Source organism: Paraburkholderia sp. BCC1876, assembly GCF_902833695.1.
Lineage (GTDB): Bacteria > Pseudomonadota > Gammaproteobacteria > Burkholderiales > Burkholderiaceae > Paraburkholderia.
On sequence record NZ_CADFGI010000011.1, the window covers coordinates 1 to 25,317 of the forward strand.

Annotated in this window: 24 protein-coding genes and 1 rRNA gene; 12 read left to right on the forward strand and 13 right to left on the reverse strand. The window is 63.7% G+C overall.

Features of this window, described 5'->3' with window-relative positions; genetic code table 11:
• Positions 1–112: ribosomal RNA gene (rrf, locus tag HWY05_RS30380) — 5S ribosomal RNA — on the forward strand; the annotation flags it as partial.
• A gap of 245 nt (positions 113–357) precedes the next feature.
• On the opposite strand, the gene HWY05_RS30385 is transcribed toward rrf, so the two are convergent.
• Positions 358–1,350 (reverse strand): LysR family transcriptional regulator, encoded by a 993-nt coding sequence (locus tag HWY05_RS30385; RefSeq protein ID WP_176060648.1) that lies wholly within the window; start codon positions 1,348–1,350, stop codon positions 358–360.
• A 208-nt stretch (positions 1,351–1,558) separates the two neighbouring features.
• Between HWY05_RS30385 and HWY05_RS30390 the strand changes: the two genes are divergently transcribed.
• The 3 genes from HWY05_RS30390 to HWY05_RS30400 all read left to right on the forward strand — a co-directional run bounded on the left by HWY05_RS30390 (position 1,559) and on the right by HWY05_RS30400 (position 5,927).
• Complete coding sequence (locus HWY05_RS30390; RefSeq protein ID WP_176060649.1) at positions 1,559–3,733, forward strand: FUSC family protein; 2,175 nt, start codon at positions 1,559–1,561, stop codon at positions 3,731–3,733.
• 260 nt (positions 3,734–3,993) lie between these two features.
• A complete protein-coding gene (locus tag HWY05_RS30395; RefSeq protein ID WP_176060650.1) occupies positions 3,994–4,221 on the forward strand; it encodes a hypothetical protein in 228 nt (75 codons plus the stop codon).
• Positions 4,222–4,412: 191 nt separating this feature from the next.
• Positions 4,413–5,927, forward strand: a complete 1,515-nt coding sequence (locus tag HWY05_RS30400) for an acetyl-CoA hydrolase/transferase family protein (RefSeq protein WP_176060651.1) — start codon at positions 4,413–4,415, stop codon at positions 5,925–5,927.
• A 90-nt stretch (positions 5,928–6,017) separates the two neighbouring features.
• Here the strand turns inward: HWY05_RS30400 and HWY05_RS30405 are convergent, their stop codons facing one another.
• Both HWY05_RS30405 and HWY05_RS30410 read right to left on the reverse strand, forming a co-directional pair.
• Positions 6,018–6,272, reverse strand: coding sequence for a GlsB/YeaQ/YmgE family stress response membrane protein (locus HWY05_RS30405; protein ID WP_007176844.1), 255 nt, complete (start codon positions 6,270–6,272; stop codon positions 6,018–6,020).
• A 174-nt stretch (positions 6,273–6,446) separates the two neighbouring features.
• Positions 6,447–7,154, reverse strand: a complete 708-nt coding sequence (locus HWY05_RS30410; RefSeq protein WP_035563008.1) for an MgtC/SapB family protein — start codon at positions 7,152–7,154, stop codon at positions 6,447–6,449.
• 632 nt (positions 7,155–7,786) lie between these two features.
• Between HWY05_RS30410 and HWY05_RS30415 the strand changes: the two genes are divergently transcribed.
• Positions 7,787–8,311 (forward strand): hypothetical protein, encoded by a 525-nt coding sequence (locus HWY05_RS30415; protein ID WP_176060652.1) that lies wholly within the window; start codon positions 7,787–7,789, stop codon positions 8,309–8,311.
• Between the two features lie 15 nt (positions 8,312–8,326).
• On the opposite strand, the gene HWY05_RS30420 is transcribed toward HWY05_RS30415, so the two are convergent.
• The gene (locus tag HWY05_RS30420; RefSeq protein ID WP_176060653.1) at positions 8,327–9,490 is read right to left on the reverse strand and encodes a metallophosphoesterase; all 1,164 of its coding nucleotides are present in this window, start codon (positions 9,488–9,490) and stop codon (positions 8,327–8,329) included.
• Positions 9,491–9,879: 389 nt separating this feature from the next.
• Here HWY05_RS30420 and HWY05_RS30425 point away from each other — a divergent pair, with 389 nt between their 5' ends.
• Positions 9,880–10,209: a hypothetical protein gene (locus tag HWY05_RS30425; RefSeq protein ID WP_035556413.1), complete on the forward strand. Its 330-nt coding sequence runs from the start codon at positions 9,880–9,882 to the stop codon at positions 10,207–10,209.
• Positions 10,210–10,231: 22 nt separating this feature from the next.
• On the opposite strand, the gene HWY05_RS30430 is transcribed toward HWY05_RS30425, so the two are convergent.
• The gene (locus HWY05_RS30430) at positions 10,232–10,816 is read right to left on the reverse strand and encodes a malonic semialdehyde reductase (protein ID WP_035556416.1); all 585 of its coding nucleotides are present in this window, start codon (positions 10,814–10,816) and stop codon (positions 10,232–10,234) included.
• Positions 10,817–11,013: 197 nt separating this feature from the next.
• Here HWY05_RS30430 and HWY05_RS30435 point away from each other — a divergent pair, with 197 nt between their 5' ends.
• The 5 genes from HWY05_RS30435 (at position 11,014) to yjfF (ending at position 17,271) form a co-directional block, all read left to right on the forward strand.
• Positions 11,014–11,613, forward strand: a complete 600-nt coding sequence (locus HWY05_RS30435) for an alpha-ketoglutarate-dependent dioxygenase AlkB (protein WP_176060654.1) — start codon at positions 11,014–11,016, stop codon at positions 11,611–11,613.
• A 294-nt stretch (positions 11,614–11,907) separates the two neighbouring features.
• A complete protein-coding gene (locus tag HWY05_RS30440; RefSeq protein ID WP_035556420.1) occupies positions 11,908–12,894 on the forward strand; it encodes an ABC transporter substrate-binding protein in 987 nt (328 codons plus the stop codon).
• 428 nt (positions 12,895–13,322) lie between these two features.
• Complete coding sequence (locus HWY05_RS38495) at positions 13,323–15,134, forward strand: sugar ABC transporter ATP-binding protein (protein ID WP_244146739.1); 1,812 nt, start codon at positions 13,323–13,325, stop codon at positions 15,132–15,134.
• Positions 15,131–16,174, forward strand: a complete 1,044-nt coding sequence (locus HWY05_RS30455) for an ABC transporter permease (protein ID WP_176060655.1) — start codon at positions 15,131–15,133, stop codon at positions 16,172–16,174. The genes HWY05_RS38495 and HWY05_RS30455 overlap by 4 nt, the downstream gene beginning before the upstream one ends.
• Complete coding sequence (gene yjfF, locus HWY05_RS30460; RefSeq protein WP_035556425.1) at positions 16,171–17,271, forward strand: galactofuranose ABC transporter, permease protein YjfF; 1,101 nt, start codon at positions 16,171–16,173, stop codon at positions 17,269–17,271. The genes HWY05_RS30455 and yjfF overlap by 4 nt, the downstream gene beginning before the upstream one ends.
• Before the next feature lies 1 nt (position 17,272).
• Here yjfF and HWY05_RS30465 read toward each other — a convergent pair whose 3' ends face one another.
• Together HWY05_RS30465 and HWY05_RS30470 are read right to left on the reverse strand one after the other, a co-directional pair.
• Positions 17,273–18,574 (reverse strand): MFS transporter, encoded by a 1,302-nt coding sequence (locus HWY05_RS30465; protein WP_176060656.1) that lies wholly within the window; start codon positions 18,572–18,574, stop codon positions 17,273–17,275.
• Between the two features lie 104 nt (positions 18,575–18,678).
• Positions 18,679–19,458, reverse strand: a complete 780-nt coding sequence (locus tag HWY05_RS30470) for a putative hydro-lyase (protein ID WP_176060657.1) — start codon at positions 19,456–19,458, stop codon at positions 18,679–18,681.
• A gap of 208 nt (positions 19,459–19,666) precedes the next feature.
• Between HWY05_RS30470 and HWY05_RS30475 the strand changes: the two genes are divergently transcribed.
• Entirely contained in the window at positions 19,667–20,605 is a 939-nt protein-coding gene (locus tag HWY05_RS30475; protein ID WP_176060658.1) for a LysR family transcriptional regulator, read from the forward strand.
• A 39-nt stretch (positions 20,606–20,644) separates the two neighbouring features.
• On the opposite strand, the gene mdcH is transcribed toward HWY05_RS30475, so the two are convergent.
• From mdcH to HWY05_RS30505, 6 genes are read right to left on the reverse strand one after another with little or no spacing between them, the layout of a single operon-like run.
• Positions 20,645–21,577 (reverse strand): malonate decarboxylase subunit epsilon, encoded by a 933-nt coding sequence (gene mdcH, locus HWY05_RS30480; protein WP_035556432.1) that lies wholly within the window; start codon positions 21,575–21,577, stop codon positions 20,645–20,647.
• Positions 21,577–22,275 (reverse strand): malonate decarboxylase holo-ACP synthase, encoded by a 699-nt coding sequence (locus tag HWY05_RS30485; RefSeq protein ID WP_176060659.1) that lies wholly within the window; start codon positions 22,273–22,275, stop codon positions 21,577–21,579. Before HWY05_RS30485 ends, mdcH begins: the two co-directional genes overlap by 1 nt.
• Positions 22,275–23,102 carry a biotin-independent malonate decarboxylase subunit gamma gene (mdcE, locus tag HWY05_RS30490; RefSeq protein WP_176060660.1) on the reverse strand — a complete coding sequence of 276 codons (828 nt, stop codon included), beginning with the start codon at positions 23,100–23,102 and terminating at the stop codon, positions 22,275–22,277. The genes HWY05_RS30485 and mdcE overlap by 1 nt, the downstream gene beginning before the upstream one ends.
• Entirely contained in the window at positions 23,099–23,983 is an 885-nt protein-coding gene (locus HWY05_RS30495; RefSeq protein WP_176060661.1) for a biotin-independent malonate decarboxylase subunit beta, read from the reverse strand. Before HWY05_RS30495 ends, mdcE begins: the two co-directional genes overlap by 4 nt.
• Positions 23,980–24,303, reverse strand: coding sequence for a malonate decarboxylase subunit delta (locus HWY05_RS30500; protein WP_035556439.1), 324 nt, complete (start codon positions 24,301–24,303; stop codon positions 23,980–23,982). The genes HWY05_RS30495 and HWY05_RS30500 overlap by 4 nt, the downstream gene beginning before the upstream one ends.
• Positions 24,291–25,316, reverse strand: a complete 1,026-nt coding sequence (locus HWY05_RS30505) for a triphosphoribosyl-dephospho-CoA synthase (protein WP_176060662.1) — start codon at positions 25,314–25,316, stop codon at positions 24,291–24,293. The genes HWY05_RS30500 and HWY05_RS30505 overlap by 13 nt, the downstream gene beginning before the upstream one ends.
• Between the last annotated feature and the right edge of the window lies 1 nt (position 25,317).

Here is a 25,317-nt window from a genome sequence, read left to right on the forward strand (position 1 = left end):
TGATGACCATAGCGAGTCGGTACCACCCCTTCCCATCCCGAACAGGACCGTGAAACGACTCCACGCCGATGATAGTGCGGATTGCCCGTGTGAAAGTAGGTAATCGTCAGGCTCCCTAGCAGAAAGCAGAAACCCCACCCTAAAAGGTGGGGTTTCTGTCGTTTACGGCGTGGAAATAGCACGACATACGCCACCGCACACTAGCAATCACGCGTGCAAAAAGAACCGCACAGACTCATACACGCGCAAACAACGGCACACCTAGATTGCCGCGCGCTTAGCTCCAACCATCCAACGCGGCCCGCAGGGCCCAAACGACATCAAACTACCCCTGCGGCACCTGTCGTCAGCTCGATATCACTGCGCGCTAATGTTGCCTGTACCGCTTGAGCCTGCCGGAACCGTCGCATCGATAGTCATCTGGCCGACTTCGGCCAGCAACGCCTCATCGCGTGCAATGACTTTCGGCAGGTGTGTGCGCAAGAATTCAACCCATGTCCGTGTCTTCGCGTCGATAAACTTGCGTGACGGATACAGCGCGTAAACATTCATCTTCTGTAGCGTATATTCGGGTAAAACACGCAATAACGTGCCGTCACGCAATCCCGAAATCGCCGCGTAAAGCGGCACCATGCCGATCCCCATTCCCTCTCGAATCGCCACAATCAGCGATTCGGCGATGTTGACATGCACCGGCCCATTCACTTCCATCATCTCGCTGCCATTCGGGCCGTCGAGCAGCCAATCGTGAGGCGGAAATGCCGGCGTGTGCAGAATCAGACACTCGTGATGCGCGAGGTCTGCAGGCTTCTGCGGCGCGCCATGCGTGCGCACATAACCCGGCGACGCGCACAAAATGCTAAAAGTCGTCCCCAGCGGCAGCGACACGAGATCCGAATTGGGTAGCGTCGACGCACCGATCACCGCGACGTCGGCACTGCCTTCGAACAGATCCGGCATGCGCTGCGACAACGTCAACTCGACGGTCACCTCCGGATATTGCGCGCGATAGCGCGAAATGGCCGGCAGCACGTAGTGTTGGCCGATGCTGGCAAAACTATGCATGCGTAGCGCGCCGCTTGGTCGTTCGTGTGCGCAACTCGCTTCTTCTTCTGCAGTGCCGACATCGGCGAGTATCTGCTGACATCGTGTCAGATAACGCTCGCCGGCCGTGGTGAGGGCGAGTCGTCGCGTCGAACGGTTTAGCAAGCGGGTGCGTAGGTGAGCTTCGAGTTCCGAGACCGCGCGCGACATCGCGCCGGTCGTCGAATTAAGCGACTGCGCGGCGCCGGTAAAACTACCAGCTTCGACCACGCGTACGAACACTCGCATATTTTGTAACGTATCCATCGATCCTTCTATTTCACGGCTGAGGCCGTATTGTCCGCCTGCCGGGCAAGCGCATTGTTGTTCGTTCTGGAAGGGACGTTTAGCCGCAGTCCTCTTAATGTGCGCATTGCATGCTCCTACAATCGGCGCCTGGCTTGCCGGTGCGCATCTGCATCATCCTGTTCACCGGCGCTTCTCTTTGTGGCAAACCGGAGCGCACAGCTTTCCGATGAAACGTCAACATGCGATCAGACCGACGGCGGACTTCCGCCGGCAGTGGAACGTCATGTTGCACAGGCTTAGTCCGGCGCTTCGCGATTGGGCAAACAGCGACGGTCTGATCTGGCTGCATCTGCTGAAAACCGTTGCCGCGGGTCTGTTGGCGCTGGGCATTGCGATGCTGCTGGATCTGCCGCAACCACGCATTGCCATGACGACGGTGTTCGTGCTGATGCAACCGTTCAGCGGCATGGTGCTCGCGAAGAGTTTCTACCGGATTCTCGGCACCGCGGTGGGCACGCTCGCCGCGCTGGCGCTCGGCGCGCTGTTCGTCCAGCAGCCCGAGTTGTACATGCTCGGCATGATCGGCTGGGTAAGCGCGTGTATCGCGGCGGCGGTCCGGTATCGGCATTTCAGGTGGTACGGCTTCGTGCTGGCGGGTTATACCGCCGCGCTGATCGGTATTCCGAACGTCACGGCGCCGCATGATCTGTTTCTGGCGGCGCTCACGCGCGCGGCGGAGGTGGCGGTTGGCATTGTGTGTTCGAGCGCGGTGAGCGCGTTGATCGTGCCGCAGCGATCCAGTCTCGCGCTGCGTCGCGCGCTGCAAACCCGCTACGCAAATTTTACTGCGTTCGCCGCCGATGTGCTGAATCGCGGCATCGAGCGAGGCCAGTTCGAGCGGCGTTTTGCGGACCTCGTCGACGAAATCGTCGGCTTCGAAGCGACCCGCACGTTCGCCACTTTCGAAGATCCGGCGATGCGTTCACGCAGTCAGCATCTCGGCCGTTTGAACGGCGAATTCATGGACGCCTGCGCTCGTCTGCATGCCCTACATCAACTGCTTAAACGTCTGCGAGCCAATGGTTCGGAGTCGAAAGTCGGCGCGATAAAGCCGTATTTCGATGAGCTGGCCGGACTCCTTTCGCCGCCCTCCAGGACACTCGCCATGGCCGATGCGACCGGCGTCGCTAGCCGTTTGCGGCGCTTTCAGGCGAGCTTGCCACGTCGCGTGCGTGAAACGAGACGGCCGCTGGAGCCCGCGCCCACGGAATCGCTGGCGGACTTCGATACGTCGGCGGAACTGTTGTACCGCTTCGTCGACGAATGGATCCGCTATTCGGAGACTTACGCGTCGTTAGCCGCGCGGCGCAAACCGGCGGAGACGCGGCAACGCAACGCTAGCCGCTACGTGAGCCGGACGAACGGCTTTGTCGTCGCGTTCACGTTTATCCGCTCCGCCGCGGTCATGGCGATCGTCGGCTGGTTCTGGATCGAGACCGATTGGCCGAGCGGCGGTCTTGCCGTGATCGGCGCGGCATTGGCTTGCGCGCTGACGTCCACTGCGCCGAATGCATCGAAGATGGCCATGCAGATGGCGGCCGGCGCCGTGCTGGCGACCATGACGGGTTACCTCTTCACGTGCTACGTGTATCCGAATATCGACGGCTTTCCGCTGCTCTGCGCGATGCTCGCGCCCGTGCTGGCGCTCGGTGCGTTCATCGCGACGCGCAAGCGCGCGGCGGGGTACGGCATCGGCTTTTCGGTGTTCTTCTGTCTGCTTGCCGGACCGGACAATGTCGTGACGTACGCGCCGGATCTGCTGATCAACAACGGCATCGCGTTGACAGCGTCGATGCTGGTCGCGGCGTTGGCTTTTGCGGTGATTTTTCCCGCCGATATGCCCTGGCTCGTTGAACGGATCATGGGCGATTTGCGCGCGCAGGTCGTGTCCGCATGCAAGGACGATTTGCCCGGTCTCAACCAGCGGTTTCAGTCGAGCACGCATGACCTGACCGCCCAGTTGCGCATGCTGCTGACGCGGCGTTCGAGGCGTCGACGGGATGCGTTGCGCTGGATGCTCGCCACGCTCGAAGTAGGCCACGCGGTCATCGATCTGCGCAACGAAACGGCGCGTGCTGATTATGCGGCGGCGCTTCATCCGCGCTGGAACGCTTCCCTCGAGCGTACTTGCGACGACCTCGCGCGGCTCTTCGCGCGTCCGAACGCGCAGGCGCTCGAACGTGCGCTGGTGTCTGTCCGCGCGGCGACCTGGATCGCGCAGGATGTTCTAGGCATCGTGCATGTCGAGCGCGATAAACGTCATGACGTGCAGCGGATCCTGAGCTGTCTGCACTTCATTCGTACGGCATTGCTCGATAAGGACGCGCCTTTCAATGCGTGACGATTGCGGCGCGTAGTTCGCGCGGTTTAACGGTGTGCATCGGTACTCAGGGTACTGCCAGCGCTCAGCGAGACAACCTCCGCGACACAACGCCAACCACACGCATCGCCACGAGCCCGCTTCGATCCTTCCACCAGATGGAAATATCACTTCCGCCTAGCCCCGTTTATCTACAGGGACCGCAGCCATATAGTTTGATCACTGCCACGCAGTCACCACAAGTCACCGCCGAGCAGTAACCGTAAGCCCTGGAGAACGAAATGAACGTGTTGAAGATTGCCCTGATTGCCTGCTCTTTGTCCGCAGTTGTCGCCCACGCACAAACGGCGCCGGCCGCCCCCGAACAACAGCTTGCCCAAGCGAGCGCCCAGCGCGCGAACGGCGTCGCCGAGCAAGGCCGCGTCGCGGTGCCGGGCGCTAAAGCGAATGTCAGGGCCGAAGAGTGCGTCGGCCCCGTGAGCTTCTGCAATCTCTACTTCGGCAGCTAAACAGCGCCACGTGCAACACACGCCGTACCTGCAAGACCCGTCGCGCGATTGATCGAGCGACAAAAAGCCTGACCGCGACGCCGTTGCACCTTGACGCCGCGGTCGGTGCGACAATCCGGCTACCGAGCGGAGCGTACCGCAGATGTACGCACCGGTAGACTGGACTGGTGACTATGGAGAGACTCAGTTTCATGTACCAAGACCGGATTCGTTGTGCCGCGTTGCGCGGAAAAATCACGTCGGCGGCTGAGGCAGCGCTGCTGATCAAGGACGGCATGCGCGTCGGCGCCAGCGGCTTCACGCGCGCGGGCGACGCGAAGGCCGTTCCCGTTGCGCTCGCCGAGCGGGTGCGCCAGGAAGGCAAGCCGCTGCAGATCACGTTGATGACCGGCGCATCGCTCGGTCACGACGTAGACCGCATGCTCACCGAGGCGCACGTGCTGGCGCGCCGCTTGCCGTTCCAGGTGGACAAGACCTTGCGCGACGCGATCAATCGCGGCGAAGTCATGTTCGTCGATCAGCATCTATCCGAAACCGTCGAGATGCTGCGCGCGAACCAGCTCGGCAAACTCGACCTCGCCATTATCGAAGCCGCCGCGATCACCGAGACCGGCGGCATTGTGCCGACCACCTCGGTCGGCAATTCGGCGAGCTTCGCGATCCTCGCGGACAAGGTGATCGTCGAACTCAATCTCGCGCAGCCGCTCGCGCTCGAGGGCTTGCACGACATCTGGATTCCGGGCCGCCGGCCGCACCGCGAGCCGCTGCCGATCATGTCTCCGCGAGACCGGGTCGGCACGCCGGCTATCGAGATTCCGTTCGAAAAAATCGCGGCAATCGTCATCACCAACATGGCCGACAGTCCGTCCACCGTGCTGCCGGCTGACCAGGAAACTGAGTTGATCGCCGGTCATCTGATCGAATTTTTCCAGCACGAAGTGGCGCTTGGGCGCATGCCCAAAAACCTGCCGCCGTTGCAGGCCGGTATCGGCACGATTGCGAACTCGGTGCTGGCCGGTTTCGTCGACGCACCGTTTGAGCCGTTCGAAATCTACTCGGAAGTGCTGCAGGATTCCACCTTCGATCTGATGGACGCCGGCAAGGTCACCTTTGCGTCCGGCGCGTCGATCACGTTGTCGGCCGCGCGCCAGGCGCAGGTGTTTGGCGAGCTCGAACGTTATCGCGACCGTCTCGTCCTGCGTCCGCAGGAAGTCAGCAACCACCCCGAAGTGATTCGTCGGCTCGGTTTGATCGCGTTGAACACCGCGCTGGAATTCGACATTTACGGCAACGTGAATTCGACCCATGTGGGCGGCACGCACATGATGAACGGCATAGGCGGTTCGGGCGACTTCTCGCGCAATGCGTCGTGCGCGATCTTCGCCACCAAGTCGATGGCGAAAGGCGGCCGCATTTCCAGCGTCGTGCCGATGGTGCCGCATTGCGATCACAACGAGCATGACGTCGACGTCGTCGTGACGGAGCAGGGCCTCGCCGATCTGCGCGGATTGGCGCCGCGGGAACGGGCGGTGTTGATTATCGAGAACTGTACGCATCCTCTGTATCGCGATCTGCTGCGCGACTACTATCGGGACGCTTTGAAGCGGGGGGGACAAACGCCGCACCAGTTGGATCAGGCATTTGCCTGGCATATCCGGCTGCGCGATACCGGCTCGATGTTGCCGGCGGAAGAGGCGGGACTTTAAATCAGTTGGCCTGGCTAACTTTGCAAGCCATGTCGGCGTCAGACGGCTTTCGCCGCTGACGCCGTTATGTCAGATGCGCAGATGCGGTACTCAGGTGCCGCGTCGGATGAGCCGGATAAGAAACAGCAGAATGACCGCGCCGATCACCGCCGTGATGATCGAACCGATCCAGCCACCGCCCAGCGAAATATGCAGCACGCCGGCGAGCCAGCCGCCGATAAACGCGCCGACAATCCCGACGATGATGTCGACGATCAGGCCGAAGCCGCCGCCCTTGACGAGCACGCCTGCCAGCCAGCCAGCGATCGCGCCGATGATGAGCCATGCAATGATGCCGTGTTCCATAATCGAGACTCCCTAGTTGAGTGTGAAAAATTCACGGTGACAGAGCTTAGTCGAAGCTTATGGGACAGTCCATATTCAGGACGCGGAATTAACATTGTCTGAATCTATTGCAAGCTAAGTGTAGACGATGCGCGCGAATATGGGGGACTTACACGCGGCGCTCATTCAGGCCGCTCATTCAGGCGTCGGCTCCGCTTCCCTGGCGGTCCAACTGACGCTGGACACGCTCTTTTCCATGCTGATGCGGCTGGCCATCTGTTCGAGCTTCGACTGATCTTTAGGATGCAGCTTGACGATCGCGGTGACGCGAATGCGTTGTGAATCGTCGTCGACGTCTTCGCTCGTCAGGCTTTGAAACGAGAGCGGCGTCGAATACATCGAGTTGGAGACGGCGGTGCGAATGTGGATCTCATCGGCTTCGCGACAGACGATTGTCAGCACATACTCGCGCACCAGATCCGCGTTGGACACCGGCGTGGCGTTGATCATGCGGCTCACTTCGCGCAACACCGTGTTGGTCAGCAGCACGACCGCCGTGCCGGCCAGCGCCGGTCCGTAATGACCCGCGCCGCACAGCACGCCGACCGCGGCCGAGCACCATAAGGTCGCCGCGGTGTTGATCCCCTGAATGGAACCCTTGTCGCGCATGATCACGCCGCCGCCGAGAAAACCGACGCCGGACACGACATACGCCGCGATCTGCGTAATACCGGCCGTGCCGTTGCCGGTCAGCACGCCCAGCGTAACGAACAGGCACGCGCCGCTCGCGACCAGCGTGATGGTGCGCAGGCCGGCATTGCGCTGCCGCATCTGCCGCTCGAGGCCGATCGCGACGCCGCAGGCGAAAGCGGCGAAGAGCCGCCAGACGAATTCAATTGTCATCGTAAAGAAAGGTTGAGGCGCGTGTTCGCACAGTGTGAACCCAACGCATGACAGCAGCACGCTTTCCTCGATGGAATGCGGCGGCGGACAGGCGTGACGAAGCACGCAAGCGAGGCTTGCGGCGCTGTAATGCATCCGTGTCGGCATGGCGTTGAGCCACGCGGCACTTCACTGGCAGTACGAGGGTATCAACGCGAGAATATCAACGCGAGGGTATCAACGACGTGCACCGTCGGCCCGAAGGCAAGACGGCGACAGAAAAAGACTGACGCGGAAATCTTGCCGATCAGGCGATCGGGCGAATCGAAGCTCGACTGGTACAACTGCTACTGTCCAAGATCGTGATTCCGGTTAGATGAACTGGCCGAATTTTAGGCAGCTCTGCAAAGTTAAGTCAAGCTGTGACGACGTGTGTTGGAGAACGTTTTGTCGTGGGCCTGGGAAGAGTGGGGTGGTGTGTGCGGAATTATCCATGCATCAATACGGACTCCGAATATTGACGGAAGCCGTCCTGGAAAACAGACTATTCGCTCGCTTCGAAACGAGTCGTGCTCGCGTCGCGCAATGGCGACGGCGCAATCCATCCGCACGGCGTTGCCCGTTAATCGCCCTTCACCCCAATCGAGGAATCTATGAAAGCTAAAGCTCTTGGCGTCATTGCCGGTGCGTTGATCGCAGCCGCTCCGCTCGTGTCGTTCGCCGCCGGTCTGCCCGCGCCGTTTGAAGGCAGCAGCACGCTGCAGGCGGACGGTCTCGTGAAATCGGTCGACCAGGTGAAACATTCGGTGACCGTGCTCGACGCGCAAGGCGGCGAAGCGTCGTTCGATATCACCGACCCGGCGAACCTCGCGCAGATCAGACAGGGCGGCAAGGTCCACATCCGTATGGTGCGCAATGCGGTGGTCAGCGTGACGCGCGGTGCGGACGGTCACAGCGCCGGCGCGCAAAGCGCGCAGCCGAACACGGTTCACAACGTGACGGCCGAGGTCCAAAGCATCGACCATGCGTCCGGCATCATGGCGCTGAAAAGCCCGAACGGCGCGGTGTTTCATATCCAGGGCCGCGAACCGGCCAAGGTCGCCGGTGTGACGCCGGGCATGCAGGTAATGGTGGCGTTCGCGCAGCAGGTCGACGTGGCGGTCGCGCCCGCGCAGTAATCGACGGGCGACGTGTTAGTCCGGCTCGCCGGGCACGAGGCGCAGGCGTGTGATTTCAGACGGTGCGCCTAAGCGCTTCGGCGGGCCCCAGTAGCCGGTGCCGCGACTCGTGTAGACCCATAGACCGTTCAGGCGGGCGAGGCCGGCGGTGAACGGCTGCTGGAACCGCACGAAGAAGTTCCATGGGAAGAACTGGCCGCCGTGCGTATGCCCCGACAGTTGCAGCGTAAAACCCGCGGCGGCCGCGGCTTCGGCTGAACGCGGCTGGTGAGCGAGCAGCACCTTGATCAGTACATCGCCTGGTGCGCCGGCTAGCGCCGCAACCGGGTCGCTACGATGCAACGGATCGTGATGTCCCGCCGAATAGTCGGTCACGCCGGCAATCACGGCGCGTGCGCCGTCGTGATCCACGATCACATGTTCATTGAGCAGCACGTTGAGGCCCAGGCGCCGGAACTCGGCGATCCACGCGTTCGCGCCGGCGTAGTACTCGTGATTGCCGGTCACGAGGAACGCGCCATGACGCGCGCTGAGACGTGACAACGGCTGGGTGTGCCGGGTCAGTTGCGGCACGCTGCCGTCCACCACATCACCGGTTACGGCGATCAGATCCGGTTTCAACCGATTCACCGCGTCGACGATCGCATCGACATAGCGGTGCTTGATGGTCGGGCCTACGTGAATGTCGCTGATCTGGACGATCGTGAAGCCGTCGAGCGCGGGCGGCAAATCGTCGATCGGTACGTCGATCGTCACGACTTTCGCGCGGCGGCGGGCGTTGAAGAGACCGACCAGCGTCGAGAGCAGGGCGAGCAAGGGCACGGCCGCCGCCGAGCCCGTGCGCCAATGCGCGATGCTGATGGTGTACGGCCAGATCGCATCGACGGTCAGCAGCGAGGCGAGCATCAGATCGCGGGCGAAGGTCAGCACCAGCAGCGACGAGAAGAAACCCATCGCCAGCAGGCCGACCCAGGCGAGCCGGTCGCCGAGCGGCTGGCGTTTGATCGTGCGCGCCAGCATGCCGAGCGGAATCAGAAAGATCGACAGCACGAGCCACAGCGCGCACAACCAGCGGCCGGTGGTGTCGACCGGCATGTCCGGAATCAGACGCAAGCCGACGTAGATATGCAGCAGGATGCCAATCAGGATGATGCGGACAAGAAACGATGAGCGGCGCATAGGGACCACGGAGGCGGGAAGGGGCCGGCACGAGCAGAGGACCGGCGGCGACTCGTGGGCCGCGGTAACGCCATGCCGAACGAGTCGAATCATTCTACCGGCATGCGCAGCGGTTTGCCGGCGGTGCCAAATTCACCGCTACAGCGCCTCGGTCGCTGTTTCCGGATATGGTCCAAACGCCTGGCGCATTGCAGCATTCGCGGCGCTTCCTTAGCGGGATCTGATTGCCGTGGCAACCTAATTAAATGGGCTTTGAATTGTGTCCGCGCGTGGACTATGCTCAAAAAGAACGGCCTTGTAACAGGGCGACCGCGCGCGCAGACGCGGCCATGCGGCGGTTCGCGTCCGTTGGATGGGGCGCCGGAAGAGGGCAAAGCGGGAGGGGCATCATGAGACTACTCAGATCAGACAACGAGTTGCATCACGGGCACCACGCCCATCATGTCGGCCGTGAGGGCAAGCGTGTGATGCTGCCGCTCGTCGTCATCTCGCTGATGGCGATCGGCTTGTACTACAGCGTGCGCGGTATCGACTTCTCGGAGCTGGGCAGGAGCGCGCTGTTCGATGTCGTGATGCTCTGCGTGGCGCTGGGTATCGCGGGGTTGTTCGGCGTCGTCGGCGCATGGGTGCGTTCGAATGGCGACGACGCCGGCGAAGGCTTCTGCTTCGTCGGTGCGTTGATCGGCGCCGTGGTGTTCTACGTCGCGCTCTTCAGCTGAACGCGACGGCGCTCGGTACGTATCAGACGATCTGGGCGGCTTCGTCGAAAGCAAAGCGCGGGCTGCGCGCGAACAGTTTCGACGGGTCGCCATAACCCAGATTGATCAGGAAGTTCGACTTGACGGTCGTCCCGGCGAAGAAGGCTTCGTCGACCTTGGCGGCGTCGAACCCGGACATCGCGCCCGTGTCCAGACCGAGCGCCCGCGCGGCGAGAATCAGGTAGCCGCCTTGCAGCGTCGAATTGCGAAAGGCGGTGTCCGCGATCGACTTGTCGTTGCCGACGAACCAGCTGCGCGCGTCCGCGTGCGGAAACAGTTTCGGCAGATGCTCGTAAAACGCCATATCCATCCCGACGATCACCGTGACCGGCGCGGCCATGGTCTTGTCAAGATTGCCCGCCGACAACGCCGGGCGCAGCTTTTCCTTAGCCTCCGGCGTTTTGACGAACACGAAGCGGCCGGGGCTCGAATTCGCCGAGGTCGGGCCGAGCAGCACCAGTTCGGTCAGTTGTTTGAGCACGGCATCGTCGACCGGTTTCGCCTGCCAACCGTTATGCGTGCGCGCTTCGCGAAAGAGTTGATCGAGTGCCTGGTCGGATAGCGTCATGGTGAAGTCCTTGAAAGGTCTAAGAATTTAAAGGCATGAACCGAAAAATCCGGATGAAGCCGCCGGATGACAGCGCAAGCCGCGCGTATCAACGACGTCTTCGGTGCCGCCATAATAGCCAAGGTTTCCACCCGCGCGCTTCGCGTACGCCATCGTTTCAGCTTCATTCAGCATTCGCATTGGTATCAGACCATCTCATGACGGATCTTTTCGCGGGTTCTGCCGATGACCTGCCGACGCCCGACGTCGACTGGTATCCCGACTGGCTGACGCCCGCCCTCGCGGCGCAGGCTTTGACGCAACTGATCGACGAAGTCGCCTGGCGTCAGGACGTGATCGGCACACCCGCCGGTCGCGTGCCGTTGCCGCGCTTGACGGCCTGGCAGGGCGAGCCGGATGCCGTCTATGTCTACTCGGGCATTCGCAACGTGCCGCAGCCGTGGACGTCGACCGTCGCCGAACTCAAGGCCTCGGTGGAAGCCGTCTGCGAGACGCGCTTTAATAGCGTGCTGCTCAACCGCTATCGCAGCGGCGCCGACAGCATGGGTTGGCACGCGGATCGCGAGCCTGAACTCGGCGTGCGTCCGGTGATTGCGTCGGTGAGCCTGGGCGTCGCGCGCACATTCGATTTGCGCCACAACAAAACCGGTGTCGTGCAGTCGTTCTCGCTGAAGGGCGGCAGCCTGCTCGTAATGAAGGGCGACACGCAGGCGGACTGGCGGCACCGGGTGCCGAAGGAGCCGCGCGCGGCCGGGGAGCGGATCAATTTGACGTTTCGCTGGGTGACGCCGCGGTGAGGTGCCGCTCCACTGGGCGGGCTCGCTGCGCCTGCTGCTAAGGCGAGCAATTGGCGGCAGCGTGTCTGGCTGCGGCCATTCGGCAAACATTCGGCAAATACTCGGAAAACCCCACCAACCGGCCTCGAACCCGATCCCGTCGCTCATACCAAAATTGGTATCGCGAACGCGAATCATAGGATTGGACGGTTAACGCCCCACACACTACGCTACATCACGATCCACGCACCGTGAGGGCCGCAAACACCGGCCGGTTCGATGGGTCGTCGACACTACAACGATCAGGAGACAGTCATGGCGAATACACGACGCGCCGCATGTCGTGCGTTGGGCGCGCTCGCACTCTGCGCGGGCATCGGTACGCTAACGCTGACCGCGCCGGGCGCATACGCGCAAGACAAACAGATCACCCTCGGTTTCGCGCAGGTCGGCGCGGAAAGCGCATGGCGAACCGCCAACACCGAGTCCGTGAAGTCCGCGGCGGCGGACGCGAAGATCAAGCTCAAATTCTCGGATGCCCAGCAGAAGCAGGAAAACCAGATCAAGGCGATCCGCTCTTATATCGCGCAAAAAGTCGATGTGATCGCGTTCTCGCCGGTCGTCGAATCCGGCTGGGAACCGGTGCTGCTGGAAGCGAAAGCCGCGAAGATTCCGGTGATCCTGACCGACCGCAATATCGACGTGAAAGACACCTCGCTCTACGTGACCATGATCGGCTCCGACTTCATGGAAGAAGGACGTCGCGGCGGACATTGGCTCGAAGATCACTATAAAAGCGAACAAGGTCCTATCAACATCGCCGAACTGCAGGGAACGGTCGGCTCGGCGCCTGCCAATGACCGGCATTCCGGCTTGCTGGAAGTGATCAAAAACGATCCGAAATTTAAGATCATCGCGTCGCAAAGCGGGGATTTCACGCTGGCCGGCGGCAAGCAGGTCATGGAAGCGTTTATAAAAACTTATGGAAATAAAATAAATGTAGTTTATGCGCATAACGACGATATGGCGCTCGGCGCGATCCAGGCGATGGAGGAGGCCGGTATGCATCCGGGCAAGGACATCACCGTCGTTTCGTTCGATGCCACCAAGGGCGGCTTCCAGGCGATGGCCGCGGGCAAGATGAACGTCGACGTGGAGTGCAGTCCGTTGCTGGGACCGCAGTTGATGTCGGCGGTGAAGGATGTCGTGGCCGGCAAGCCGTTGCCCAAGCGCATTCTCACGCAGGAGACGGTGTTCCCAATGAGTGTCGCGGCGCAGACGCTGCCGACGCGTAAGTACTGAGGCCGATGCCACAAAGTACTCAGGGTTACTGAGGAAACGGCGGGGCATGGCGAGTGAAGTTCGGATTGAGCGACAAGGTTTCTCCAGCGGTGCCTGGCCGCCCGGTTGCTTCGGCAGCGGGCGGTCTATTTTCCGGTGAGGGTTGCTGGAGGCCGCCGAGTGACGCTGAGAGGTGACTTACGCCGCTGAATGACGCCGAGCCTGGGCGAGAGTCGTCGAAGGCCGCCGAGTGACGCCGGGAGGCGACGTACGCCGCTGAATGACGCCGAGCCTGGGCGAAAATCGTCGAAGGCCGCCAACCGACGCTAACCGACGCCAAATGCCGCTGACGGTCGTTGCCTGTCGCCGGGCGCTGCGAGAACTTTAGAAGCGACGCAGCAAGCCACAGGCGCCCATCGAACCGCTGCACCACCGATCGAGCGAGGTCTATGACGCATCCCGCTTCCGAACCGAATCCGCAGGCTACGGGCGCAGTCGCTCATCGAACGGGCGATGCAACAGGCGCGGCCAACGCGAGCAACGCCGACACCCGCGCCCCCATCCTCGCCACCACCGCGGTCACCAAGACCTTCCCCGGCGTCAAAGCGCTGCAGCGGGTCGATTTTCGTCTGTTCCCCGGCGAGATCCACACGTTGATGGGGCAGAACGGCGCGGGCAAATCCACTTTGATCAACGTGCTGACCGGCGTGGTCGCGCCTGACGCCGGCACGATCCGTCTCGGCGGTGAAGTCGTGGCGTTTGCCTCGCCGCAGGAAGCCGAAGCGGCGGGCGTGCGCACCTTGTACCAGGAAGTGAACCTGTGCCCGAACCTTTCCGTGGCGGAGAACATTTTCGCGGGGCGGCACCCGCGCCGTTTCGGTGCGATCGACTGGCCCACTATCAAGCGCCGTGCGCAGGCTGCGCTTGCGCGCCTTGACGTGTCGCTCGACGTCACCCGTTCGCTCGACGCCTACCCGATCGCGGTGCAACAGATGGTGGCGATCGCGCGGGCGTTGTCGGTCGACGCGCGCGTACTGATTCTCGATGAACCGACTTCGAGTCTCGACGATGGTGAAGTGAGCCAGCTTTTCAAAATACTTCGTCATCTTAAGCAGTCGGGTATCGCGATTCTGTTCGTCACGCATTTTATCGAACAGACGTATGCCATTTCCGACCGCATCACGGTCATGCGCAATGGCGAGCGAGAAGGCGAGTATCTGGCGCGCGATCTGCCTGCGGATCAACTGGTCGCGAAGATGGTCGGCCACGAGCGCATGAGCGCGCGCTTGCGCGAAGCCGCGCATGAAGGTCATGCGAGTTACGAGGGCTACGAGAGCCAAGAGAGGCCGCCGCTCAGACAGCAGACCGTAAACGCAACCCAAGCAACCCAAGCAACCCAAGCAACCCAAGCAACCCAAGCAACCCAAGCAACCCAAGCAACCGAGGCAACGCAGCCAACCGAGGAAACGCAGCCAACCGAGGAAACGCAGCCAACCGAGGAAACGCAGCCAACCGAGGCAACCCAAGCCACCCACCCCTTCATCGAACTCCAAGGCGTCGGCCGCCGCGGCACGCTGCAGCCGATCGACCTCGACCTGCAACGAGGCCAGATCCTGGGACTCGCCGGCCTGCTCGGCTCAGGCCGCACGGAAACAGCGCGATTACTTTTCGGCGCAGATCGCACCGACAGCGGCGTGATCCTCATCGAAGGCCGCGCCGTGAAACTACGCTCGCCGCGCGATGCGGTCCGTCACGGCATCGGCTATTGCGCGGAAGACCGCAAGAAGGAAGGCATCGTCGCCGAACTGTCGATCCGCGAAAACATTCTGCTGGCGCTGCAAGCAAGGCGCGGCTGGTGGCGCAAGATCAGCCGGCAACGTGCGCGCGAGTTGGCCGACCTATGGATCGAGCGGCTCGGCATCAAGGCCGCGGACGCCGAGCAACCGATCGGCTTGCTGTCCGGCGGCAACCAGCAGAAAGCGCTGCTGGCGCGCTGGCTCGCCACCGATCCCACCCTGCTGATCCTCGACGAACCCACGCGCGGCATCGACGTCGCCGCCAAGTTCGACATCATGGACCGGCTGCTGGCGCTGTGCGCGAGCGGTCTGAGCATCCTGTTCATTTCGTCGGAGATCAGCGAGGTGCTGCGCGTCAGCCATCGCGTCGTGGTGTTGCGCGACCGTCGCAAGATCGCCGAGGTCGCGGGCAAGGCCTCGAACGAAGACAACATCTATCGACTCATCGCGGGGAGCGGCGAATGAAACTCGCGAACTGGTTCGTACGCGACGGCGCCGAGCGTCCGTTGATCTGGCCGTGCGTCACGCTGGTGTTGTTGTGCGGCCTGAACCTGTGGGTCAATCCGCACTTTCTGTCGCTGCGCATGCTCGACGGTCACCTGTTCGGCGCGCCCATCGACGTGCTGAATCGCGCCGCGCCGCTGGTGCTGGTGGCCACCGGCATGACGCTGGTGATCGCCACGCGCGGCATCGACATTTCGGTCGGCGCGGTGGTGGCGATCGCGGGCGCCGCGGCGGCCACGATACTCGCGACGCAACCCGAGCCGAGCGCGCAGCTCGTCGCAGAGGCGTTGGCGGCGGCGTTGTTCGTCGGCGTGTTGAGCGGCATGTGGAACGGCTTGCTGGTGTCGTTCGTCGGCATGCAGCCGATCATCGCAACCTTGATTCTGATGGTGGCCGGCCGCGGCGTCGCGCAATTGCTGACGGCCGGGCAGATCATTCCGATCGGCGCGCCGGGCTATCTGTTCGTCGGCGGCGGGTATTGGCTGGGCGTGCCGTGCTCGGTCTGGATCGCCACCGTCGCGGTACTCGCCACCGCGGCGCTCGTGGAAGGCACCGCGCTCGGCCTGTTCATTCGCGCGATCGGCATCAATCCGGTTGCGACGCGTCTGGTCGGGCTGCGCTCCAAAGCGCTGGTTTTCGCGGTCTATGGGTTCTCGGGATTGACCGCGGCCATGGCGGGCATTCTCATCAGCTCGAACGTGCGCAGCGCCGACGGCAACAACGCCGGCCTGCTGCTCGAACTCGACGCGATTCTCGCGGTGACACTCGGCGGCACCTCGCTGCTCGGCGGCCGCTTCAGTTTCGCGGGCACCGTACTGGGCGCGTTGATCATTCAGACGCTCACGTACACCACGTATTCGATCGGCGTGCCGCCGGAGGCGACGCTGGTCGTCAAGGCGGCCGTGGTGCTCGCGGTGAGCGTGATCCAGTCGCCGGCGGCGCGCGCGCTCGCCGTGTCGTTCGGCAGATCGCTGCTCAGGCAACGCGGGGTGGCGCGATGAGGCGGCTCTTCGACGCGTTGGCTCATCTGGTCGATCCGCGCACGCTGCCGATCGCCGTCACGATTCTGCTGTTCTGCGCGCTATTCGGTTTCGGCTCGGTGATGTACACCGGTTTCTTCTCGTGGCAGGTACTGCTCGATCTGCTGATCGACAACGCGTTTCTGCTGATCGTCGCGATCGGTATGACGTTCGTGATCGTGTCCGGCGGGATCGATCTGTCGGTGGGCTCCGTCGTTGCATTGACCACTATCGTCGAAGCGGTGCTGTCCGAACATCTGCATCTATCCGTCTGGCTCATCGTGCCGATCGTACTGCTGATGGGCACGGTGTTCGGCGCGGTGCAGGGCGCGCTGATTCACTTCTTCCGTTTGCAGGCGTTTATCGTGACGCTGGCGGGCATGTTCTTCGCGCGCGGGTTGTGCTTTCTGATCACGACGCAGTCGATCACGATCACCGATCCGACCTTCCAGAAAATCTCCGCGTTCCGGCTCGATATCGGCGTGGGCTCGGTCACGGCGAACGTGCTGATTGCGTTGGTCGCGCTGCTGGCGGCGATTTATGTCGCGCATTTCACGCGTTTTGGCCGCAACGTGTACGCGGTCGGCGGCAATGCGCGCTCGGCGTTGCTGATGGGCTTGCCGGTCGCGCGCACACGCATCGGCGTGTACGCGCTGAGCGGTTTCTGCTCGGCGCTCGGCGGCGCGGTGTTTACGTTCTACGTGCTGTCGGGCTATGGCTTGCAAGGGCAGGGCATGGAACTCGATGCGATCGCGGCGACGGTGATCGGCGGCACGCTGCTGACGGGCGGCGTGGGCTATGTGATCGGCTCGCTGTTCGGCGTCGGCATTCTCGGTACGATCCAGACGCTGATCACGTTCGACGGCACACTTAGCTCGTGGTGGACCCGTATCGTGATCGGCGCGCTGCTGTGCGCGTTCTGCCTCCTGCAGCGGCTGATCGAGCGGCACGCGAAATCGGTGCGGCGGCCTGGCGGCACCGATGCGGCCGTGGTCACGGCGGGACGTGAACGCGGACATAGCGACGGACCGGCGTCGTCGGATTCCCATGTGATTGGCCGCGCGCCGGAGCAGGCTTGAATCAGGCCGCAAGCTCCCGCCCTTTGGTCTCGGGCAACGTCAGCGCGGCGAGAATCACCACCCCGTATGCCGCCGCGGCGAACACGCCGATCGCGTGACCGAGCGTCATGGTTTGCGATACGTAGCCGATCAAAAACGGAAAGGTCGCACCGACCGCCCGGCCGACGTTATAGCAAAACCCCTGGCCGGAGCCGCGAATCCGCGTGGGAAACAACTCGGTGAGAAAGGCGCCCATACCCGAGAAAATGCCTGATGCGCAAAACCCTAGCGGAAAGCCGAGCACGAGCATCGACAGATTATCGAGCGGCAGTTGCGTGTAAAGCAGCGCGATCGCGCAAGACGCCAGTGCAAAGCCGATGAACGCACGCTTACGGCCGAACCGGTCGCTGACATACGCGCCCGTCAGATAGCCGCAATACGAGCCGACGATCACCACGCCGAGATAGCTGCCGGTGCCGATCACGCTCAGATGCCGTTCGGTTTTCAGATACGTCGGCAGCCAGGTGGTGACCGCGTAGTAACCGCCTTGCACGCCGGTCGCGAGCACCGACGCGCGCAGCGTCGTCCAGACGATCTCGGCGCGAAAGATATCGAGCAACGAGGTACGCGTTTGCGTGGCGGCCTGTGCCGCTTTCTGCTGCCGATGCACGTCCGGTTCGTCGACGAAGCGGCGAATCCAGATGACGAACGGCGCCGGCGCAATGCCGATCGCGAACAGCACACGCCACGCGTAGTCGGCCGGCACGAGTGAGAAAACGGCCATGAACAGCAGCGTCGCGATGCCCCAGCCGATCGCCCAGCCGGCCTGCACGAGACCCACGGCCTTGCCGCGGTCGCGCGCGCGGATCACCTCGCCGATCAGCACGGCGCCCGCCGTCCATTCACCGCCGAAGCCGAGCCCCATCAAGCCGCGTGCCCACAGCAGCTGCGAGAAATTTTGCGCCAGCGCGCAAGCCAGCGTGAAAATCGCGAACCAGAGAATCGTGATCTGCAAGGTCTTCACCCGGCCGATGCGATCCGACAGCACACCCGCCGCCCAGCCGCCCACTGCGGAACTCAATAGCGTGACCGTGCCGATCAGACCGGCGTCGCCGCGTGTGATGCCCCATGTCGCGATCAGCGTCGGGATCACGAAGCTGAGGAACTGCGTGTCCATCGCGTCGAGCATGTAGCCGATCTTGCAGCTCCAGAACGCGCGCTTCTCGCTCGCGGAGGTCTGCCGATACCACGCGAACGGGCCTTTCCCTGTGCCGGATGCGTCGTAGCGCTCGGCGTCTGCGGTCAACTGCGCTTCGGTTTCCATGCTTGAACTCCGGTCGTCATGGTTGGCCGCGCGTTGTGCTGGCGCGCGGCTTGGGGTTGAGGCGATCAGGCCGATGGGGCCAATGGGCCAACAAAACGCCGCGCTTACAGCACCGCGAGCGAGGTGTTGGGAATGTCGGTCACGAGCATGTGCCCAGGCTTGTGTGCGATCGCGAACGGCAAGCGCGCGCTTTCGATCGCGACTTGCGGCGTCACACCGCAAGCCCAGAACACCGGCAGTTCATCGCTGCGCACCTCGACTGCGTCGCCGAAATCGGGCCGTGCCAGATCGCGAATACCGATCAGCGACGGGTCGCCGATATGAACCGGCGCGCCGTGCACCGCGGGGAAGCGGCTGGTGATCTGGATCGCGCGGATCGCGTCGACGGCTTTCATCGGCCGCATCGAGACGACGCGGTTGCCGCCGAACACGCCGGCCGGCACGTTGCGTTCGCGCGTGCGATACATCGGCACGTTGACCTGTTGTTCGATGTGGCGCAGCGCGATGCCTTCGCGTCGCAGCATTTCTTCGAAGGAGAACGAGCAGCCGATCGCGAACACCACCAGATCATCGCGCCACAATTCGTCGAGGCTGCGGACTTCCTCGGCGCGTTCGCAGTGGCGGTACACGTAAAACGCGGGTACGTCGTTGCGGATATCCAGACCGGCGCCGAGCGCGGGCACGCGCCAGTCGCCCGGTTCGCCGATGCCGAGCAGCGGACATGCTTTCGGATTGAGCATGCAGAAGCGCAGGAAATCGCCGGCGTACTCGCTCGGGAGGATCGCGAGATTGGCTTGCGCGTAGTCGCCGCAATAGCCGGCGGTCGGACCGGACAGGCGTCGCGTGCGAATCTGCTGACGAAACTCGGATGGGGTGTAAGGCATGGACGTGCTTGGCTCCAGGTCGATGACGTCGCCGATTTGGCCCGATCAATGGGCCAGCGATAGAGCCAGATTAGTAACGTCAAAAATATCCTTCCAGCGAGTTTTTATTGCGTTTCGTTAAATTAAACTTAACGCTATCGGGATGACTCGCGGCGTGTTTGCGGCGATGATCGCGTGCCCGATCGTCGCTAACTGGAGAGCGTCCGCAATGAATACCCGCTTCGTCGAAACGTTTCTGACGCTCGCCCGGCTGGGCAGTTTTCGCGCGACCGCGGCAGCGATGCACGCCACGCCCGCGGCAATTTCGCTACGTATCAAAACGCTGGAGGCCGAGCTGGGTGTCGAGTTGATCGAACGCGAGGCGGCGGAGTTTCGGCTCACGCCGAACGGCGAACGGCTGCTCGCGCATGCGCGCTCCGTGGTGCAGGCCACGCGCTCGCTGCAACTGGCCGCGCAGGACGAAACGCAACTGGCCACGCGGCTTCGGCTTGGCGTCATCGAAACGGTGGTGCATAGCTGGCTGCCGGACTACATACGGATGCTGAACGCGGAGTATCACCGTATCGTCGTGGACCTCACCGTCGATTCGAGCGCGGTGCTCGGTCCACGACTGCGGGCGGGCGAACTGGATCTCGTCATTCAGGTGGAGGAAACCGCCGAGCACGAAACGTCGATCGTGTCGGCGTTGCTGGCGAGCTACCCGGTGCGCTGGATTGCGCGCCGCGACCTGATTCCCGCCGGCCGCGCGAAACACGTTCAGACGCTGTTGAGCAAACCGGTGCTGACGTTCGGTCGAGGCACGGCGCCGCAACTCGCGGTCGAAGCGATCGTGCAGACGCTCGCGAAGCGGGCGGGAGTGCCGCTCGCCGGGACGCAGGTGACGTGCATGCCGTCGGTGGCGGTGATCGTGAAGTTGCTACGCGATGGCTATGGGATTGCCGCGGTGCCGGCGCTGTTCGTCGAGCCTTACCTGAGTAGCGGCGAACTGGCGCAGTTGCAGGTGCGCCCGTTGCCGCCGCCGATCAACGTGGCGATGTATTACCGCGACGATGCGGATGTCGGCGTGCTGGCGGCGTCACGGGTGGCGCGAAGCGCGTGCGATCGGTACGCGAAGGCGATGGGGCGGCAGTTGATCGAGAAGCGGTGAGGCAAGGGAGCATTGCGACAGCGGGCATCCACGTTCGACTCAACGCATTTCCATCCGCCGCCGCGCGGTTGCCACCAGTCGTTCGAACGAAAAACCGCTTGCCGCAAGCGCCGCGCTATCCGGAAAGTACTCGCGCACGATATCCGTTGATACCTGCCCGGGCGGCGCTTCGATCAGCACGCGGGCGCCCATTTCCTGCATCACGGTCAGCGCGTCGAACCAGCGCACGGTGTGGCGCATATTGGTCGCGAGATCGTCGCGGATGGCGTCCGCTGTGTGCAGCGAACGCGCGCCGCGATTGCCGATGTAAGTGCTGCGCGGCGCGTGAAACGGCACCTGCTGTGCGTAGGTCACCAGTTCATCCGTGGCATGGGCGAGCAACTCGCAATGCGACGGCACGCTCACCGCGAGCCGGGTGGCTTTGCGCGCGCCTGCCGCGAGCGCGCGCTCAATGAACCGGTCCAGCGCGTCGTTCGCGCCCGCCATCACGATCTGGCGCGGCGCGTTGACGTTGCCGATATACACGCGTTGTTGCGCTTCGTCCGCGTGCTGCGCGGCGAGTGTTTCCAGTTGGTGCTCGGTCAAGCCCGATACCGCCGCGAGACCGTAGCCCGACGGGTACGCCGTTTCCATCAATTCGGCGCGTCGTCGCACCATCTTCAACGCGTCGTCGAAGCGCACCGCGCCGCAACTCACCGCCGCCGCATAAGCGCCGACCGACAAACCCGCGCTGATTTCAGGGGCGAGCTGTTCGGCGGCTAACGCACGGGTGACGGCCACGCCCGCGATCGTCAAACCGATCTGCACGGCGACCGTCGAGCGCAATGCGTCCGGTGTGTCGAGCGTCAGCACATCGGCATCGAGCACGTGGGAAGCTTCGTCGAGCGTGTCGCGTACGGCAGGATGCGACGGCAGACGGTGCAGGAATCCGTCAGTTTGCGCGCCCTGGCCGGGGAAGATCAGCGCGAGCATCAGGCGAACTTACCGCGCTGAGTGATAGTCCACGGATCGGCGATCAGGTGCGGGCCGCTTGCATGACGCGCCATCACGCGGGCTTTGTCCGTTGCCCATTCGGCTAGCGCGACACCGCCAGCGGGAGTCTCGAGTTGTGCATCCACGCGAATGCCGGCGTTTTTCGCGTGCGTTTGCAATTGAGTCAGCAACGCAAGCGCGTGGTCTCGCGTGAGCGACTCCGGCGTGCGGATCAGCAGATCCAGATCGCTCGAAGCGGTCACCGTGGGCACTTGCGTCGCCAGTTCAAATCCGGCGCTGCCCGTCGGGCCCCAGACGAATCCGTGCAGCGGACCCGCCGCATCGCGTTGCAACGCGGCGAGCGCGACGAAAGCAGCCAGATCGCCTCGCACGGCAAGCGGTTTGGATTGCGCAAGCGCCTCCGGCGGCACGGCCGTTTCGATGTCGGCAACGCGCGCCCACGTGCCATAACGCTGCGCGCGTCCCGCACCACGCACGCCGATTGCGACGAAGCCGTCAGCGGCCAGCGCTCGTCTCACGACCGCAACCGGCGCGCGTGCGAACGCTTCGCGGACCCACGGCGGTTCATCGTCGACGCTCTGCAAATGGCGCAGGCGCAACAGATCGTGCGGCTGCCATCGCGTATCGCACGACAACGCGTGTTCGATGGCGAACGGCGGGGCCGCGCACGTCTGCATCAGGCGGCATCCCATTGTTCGGCGAGACGCCGGCGCACTTCGATCGACGCCGCGCGATTCTTCTGCGCCGCCGCCGATTCCAGCCGATGCGACAGGCCCTTGCTTCGATCGTTGCGCGCGCTACGAATCTGTTCGCTCAACACCTGGCGCACGTGTTCGATTTGCGAGGCGCTCGGTGCATCGGCATCGACGCCGTCGATCAGTTGATCGAGCAGGCCGAGCTTCGCGAACGACGCCATCGAATACGACATCGGTACGATGGTTTCGCCGAGCTTGTCGAGCTCTTCGACGGTACGACGCGTGACGCGCGCGGCCGCTTCCTTGCCCATGGCGTGGACCATCGTGCCGGGCGCGTCGAGCGCGACGATGCGGTTGGCCTGATAGCCGTGCGCGAGAAATGCGCCCGACATGGCCGGCCCGACGATCAGCGCAACCACGGGATGCCCCGCGTCGCGAGCCGTTGCGTATGCATCGACACCGGCCGCGCAGGCGAGCTGAATGCCGAGCATTTCTTCACGATAGCCATACGCCTGGCTTTTCACGTCGACGATCGCGACGATCGGGCGGCGCGTACCGCTCGCCGCGTCTTGCGCGATCGCTTCGCGTACGGCACGTGCAAGCAGCCAGCCCTGTTCGAGACCGACGACGTTATCCGTCGCACGCGGGAAGCGGTTGGCGGGATCGGGCACGACGGTCACGAAGCGCGCGGTCTCGCCGCCGAGCGACGCGTCGCCGCTCCACACGGGCGCGGCACTGGACGGTTCGCCGGCCAGCGCGTGAAACCAGCGCGCGCCGCGGCTCAACGGGGTGAGAGTGGGATCGCTCATGCTTGCTCCTTGCGCGGCTCGGTCGCGGCTTGCTGATTGAAGACCTCGCGCATGCTTTCCGGCGTGACGGTGGCGGGATCGATTTGCGCGAGGCGGTTCAGAAACAGATCGACCTGTGCGCTGCGATGCGCGGCCGGCACGCCTTGAACGAACGCGGCATGCACCGCGGCGCGCACGGCGTCGGCATCGTCGTCGACCAGTTGATCGGCGAGCGCGGTCGCCGCGCGTTGTTCACCGCCGATCAGTTGCCACACGCGGCGGCGATCGCTCGCATCGAGTTCGTCGATGCCGGCTTCCTGTTCGATCACTTCGGGGCCGTTCATGCCGAGTCGCCCCTGCTTCGTGACGACCAGATACGAACACAACGACGCCGCGAGCGACATGCCGCCGAAGCAGCCGACCATGCCCGCGATCACGCCGACCACCGGGACATGCCGGCGCAACGCGACGATCGCCGCCTGCATTTCGGCGATCACCGCGAGGCCGAGATTGGCTTCCTGAAGCCGCACGCCGCCGGTTTCGAACAGCACGACCGGGCGCACGATCTTGCCGCGCTCGCAGTCGCGCAGCGCCAGTTCGAGCGCGGCGGCGATCTTGCTGCCCGATACTTCGCCGATGCTGCCGCCCTGGAACGCGGACTCGATCGCGGCGACCACGGCGGGCTCGCCGTCGATGGTGCCGCGCGCGATCACGCAGCCGTCGTCGGCCTGGCAGACGACGCCTTGCAGCGGCAGCCACGGCGATTCGATCCGGTCGAACGGGCCGAGCAGTTCGCGGAAGCTGCCGGCATCCAGCAGCGAGCGCGCGCGTTCGCGCGCCGGCAGTTCGATGAAACTGTCGCGCAACATCGGCGTGGGTTGAAGATCCTCGACGGTATTCATGCGGCGTCTCCTTCTTCGGCGGCTTCGACGGCTTCCGCGAGTCTTAACGCGACCACGCCGGGCGTCGCGCCGAAGTCGTTGATTTCGATTTGCGCGGCGCCGTCGTAGCGGGTGAAGAAGCGGTCGAGCACGCTTTTCCAGATGTGGCTGTAGCCGTCGACGCTAGTGCGCACGACCACATGCGCGCTCAACGCGGCCGCGGCCGCGGAGGAATCGGCGGGCGACAGCAGCACTTCCAGATCGCCCGAACCCACCACGCCGACATGCGCGCGGGTCGTGACGGCGCGTTGCGCCGGATAGTCGAAGGTCAGATGTTCCATGAGTCCTGGCTCCCGCCGGCGTCGTGATGCGCCAGCATGTCGAGAAAAAGGGTGGCGGCGAGCAGATCGGCTGCGCCCCCGGGCGATGCGTTGAGGGACAGCAATTCGTGTTCGAGCGCGGCGAGGGCGGCGCGACCGGTTGGCGTGGAACTGCCGCCGGCGTTTAGCACGCGTTGCGCGCCACGCTGGCCGGCGTGCAAGCCCGGCAAACCCGCGCGATGCAGCAGGCAGGTGTCGTCGAGCGAGGCCATGATCGCGAGCAGTGCGTCGACACGCGCGGCGTTTTCGTCGACGCCTCGCGCGCGCGCCGCGAGCAAGGCGGGCAGGCCGACGTCGATCACATGCGGGAAACCGTCCTGCGCTTCGCGGCGCGCGCCGCCTACCTGATAGCGTTGGCGTGCGCGTTCGCCGTGACTGTCGGAGGGCGCGGCGAAGCGGTCCGGAAAGCAGGCGATTTGCGCGGCGTTTGTGCAGATTGGCGAGGCTTGCGGCCGGGTCGTTTCGCCGCCGCTGGTCGTCATCGTTGCGCCCGCAACCAGCAGGCCGACGATCCAGATCGCGCCGCGATGCGCGTTGCTGCCGCCGGTGGCCTGGAGCATGTCCTGCTCGCCGCTGCGGCCGATCTGCGCCAGTTCGGCGCGCAACAACGCGGACGGCTCGCCGCGGCGGCGCGCCGCGTGCGCGAGCGCCGCGAAGGTCGGTTCGAGCGAGTGCGCCGAGCGCAGCATGAGCGCGAGATCGAGGTCGCGATGCGCGCCGCTGCCGCGCTGATCCACTAGCGCGGGCTTGGGCGTGAGCTGGACTTCATCGATCAGCGCGTTGACTGCGTAACGGGCGAGTTGCGCATCGGAAGGGAATGCGTGGAGCAATGCGGCGCGCGATTCGGCACGCGCGGCGGGCGAGGACGATACGTCGACGCATCCGAACCGCGCGCCGCGCTCCCGCACGGCAACCCGCACGGCAACCCGCGCGGACGACCGCTCGACACGCTTCAACAACGCAGCGGGCGCCATG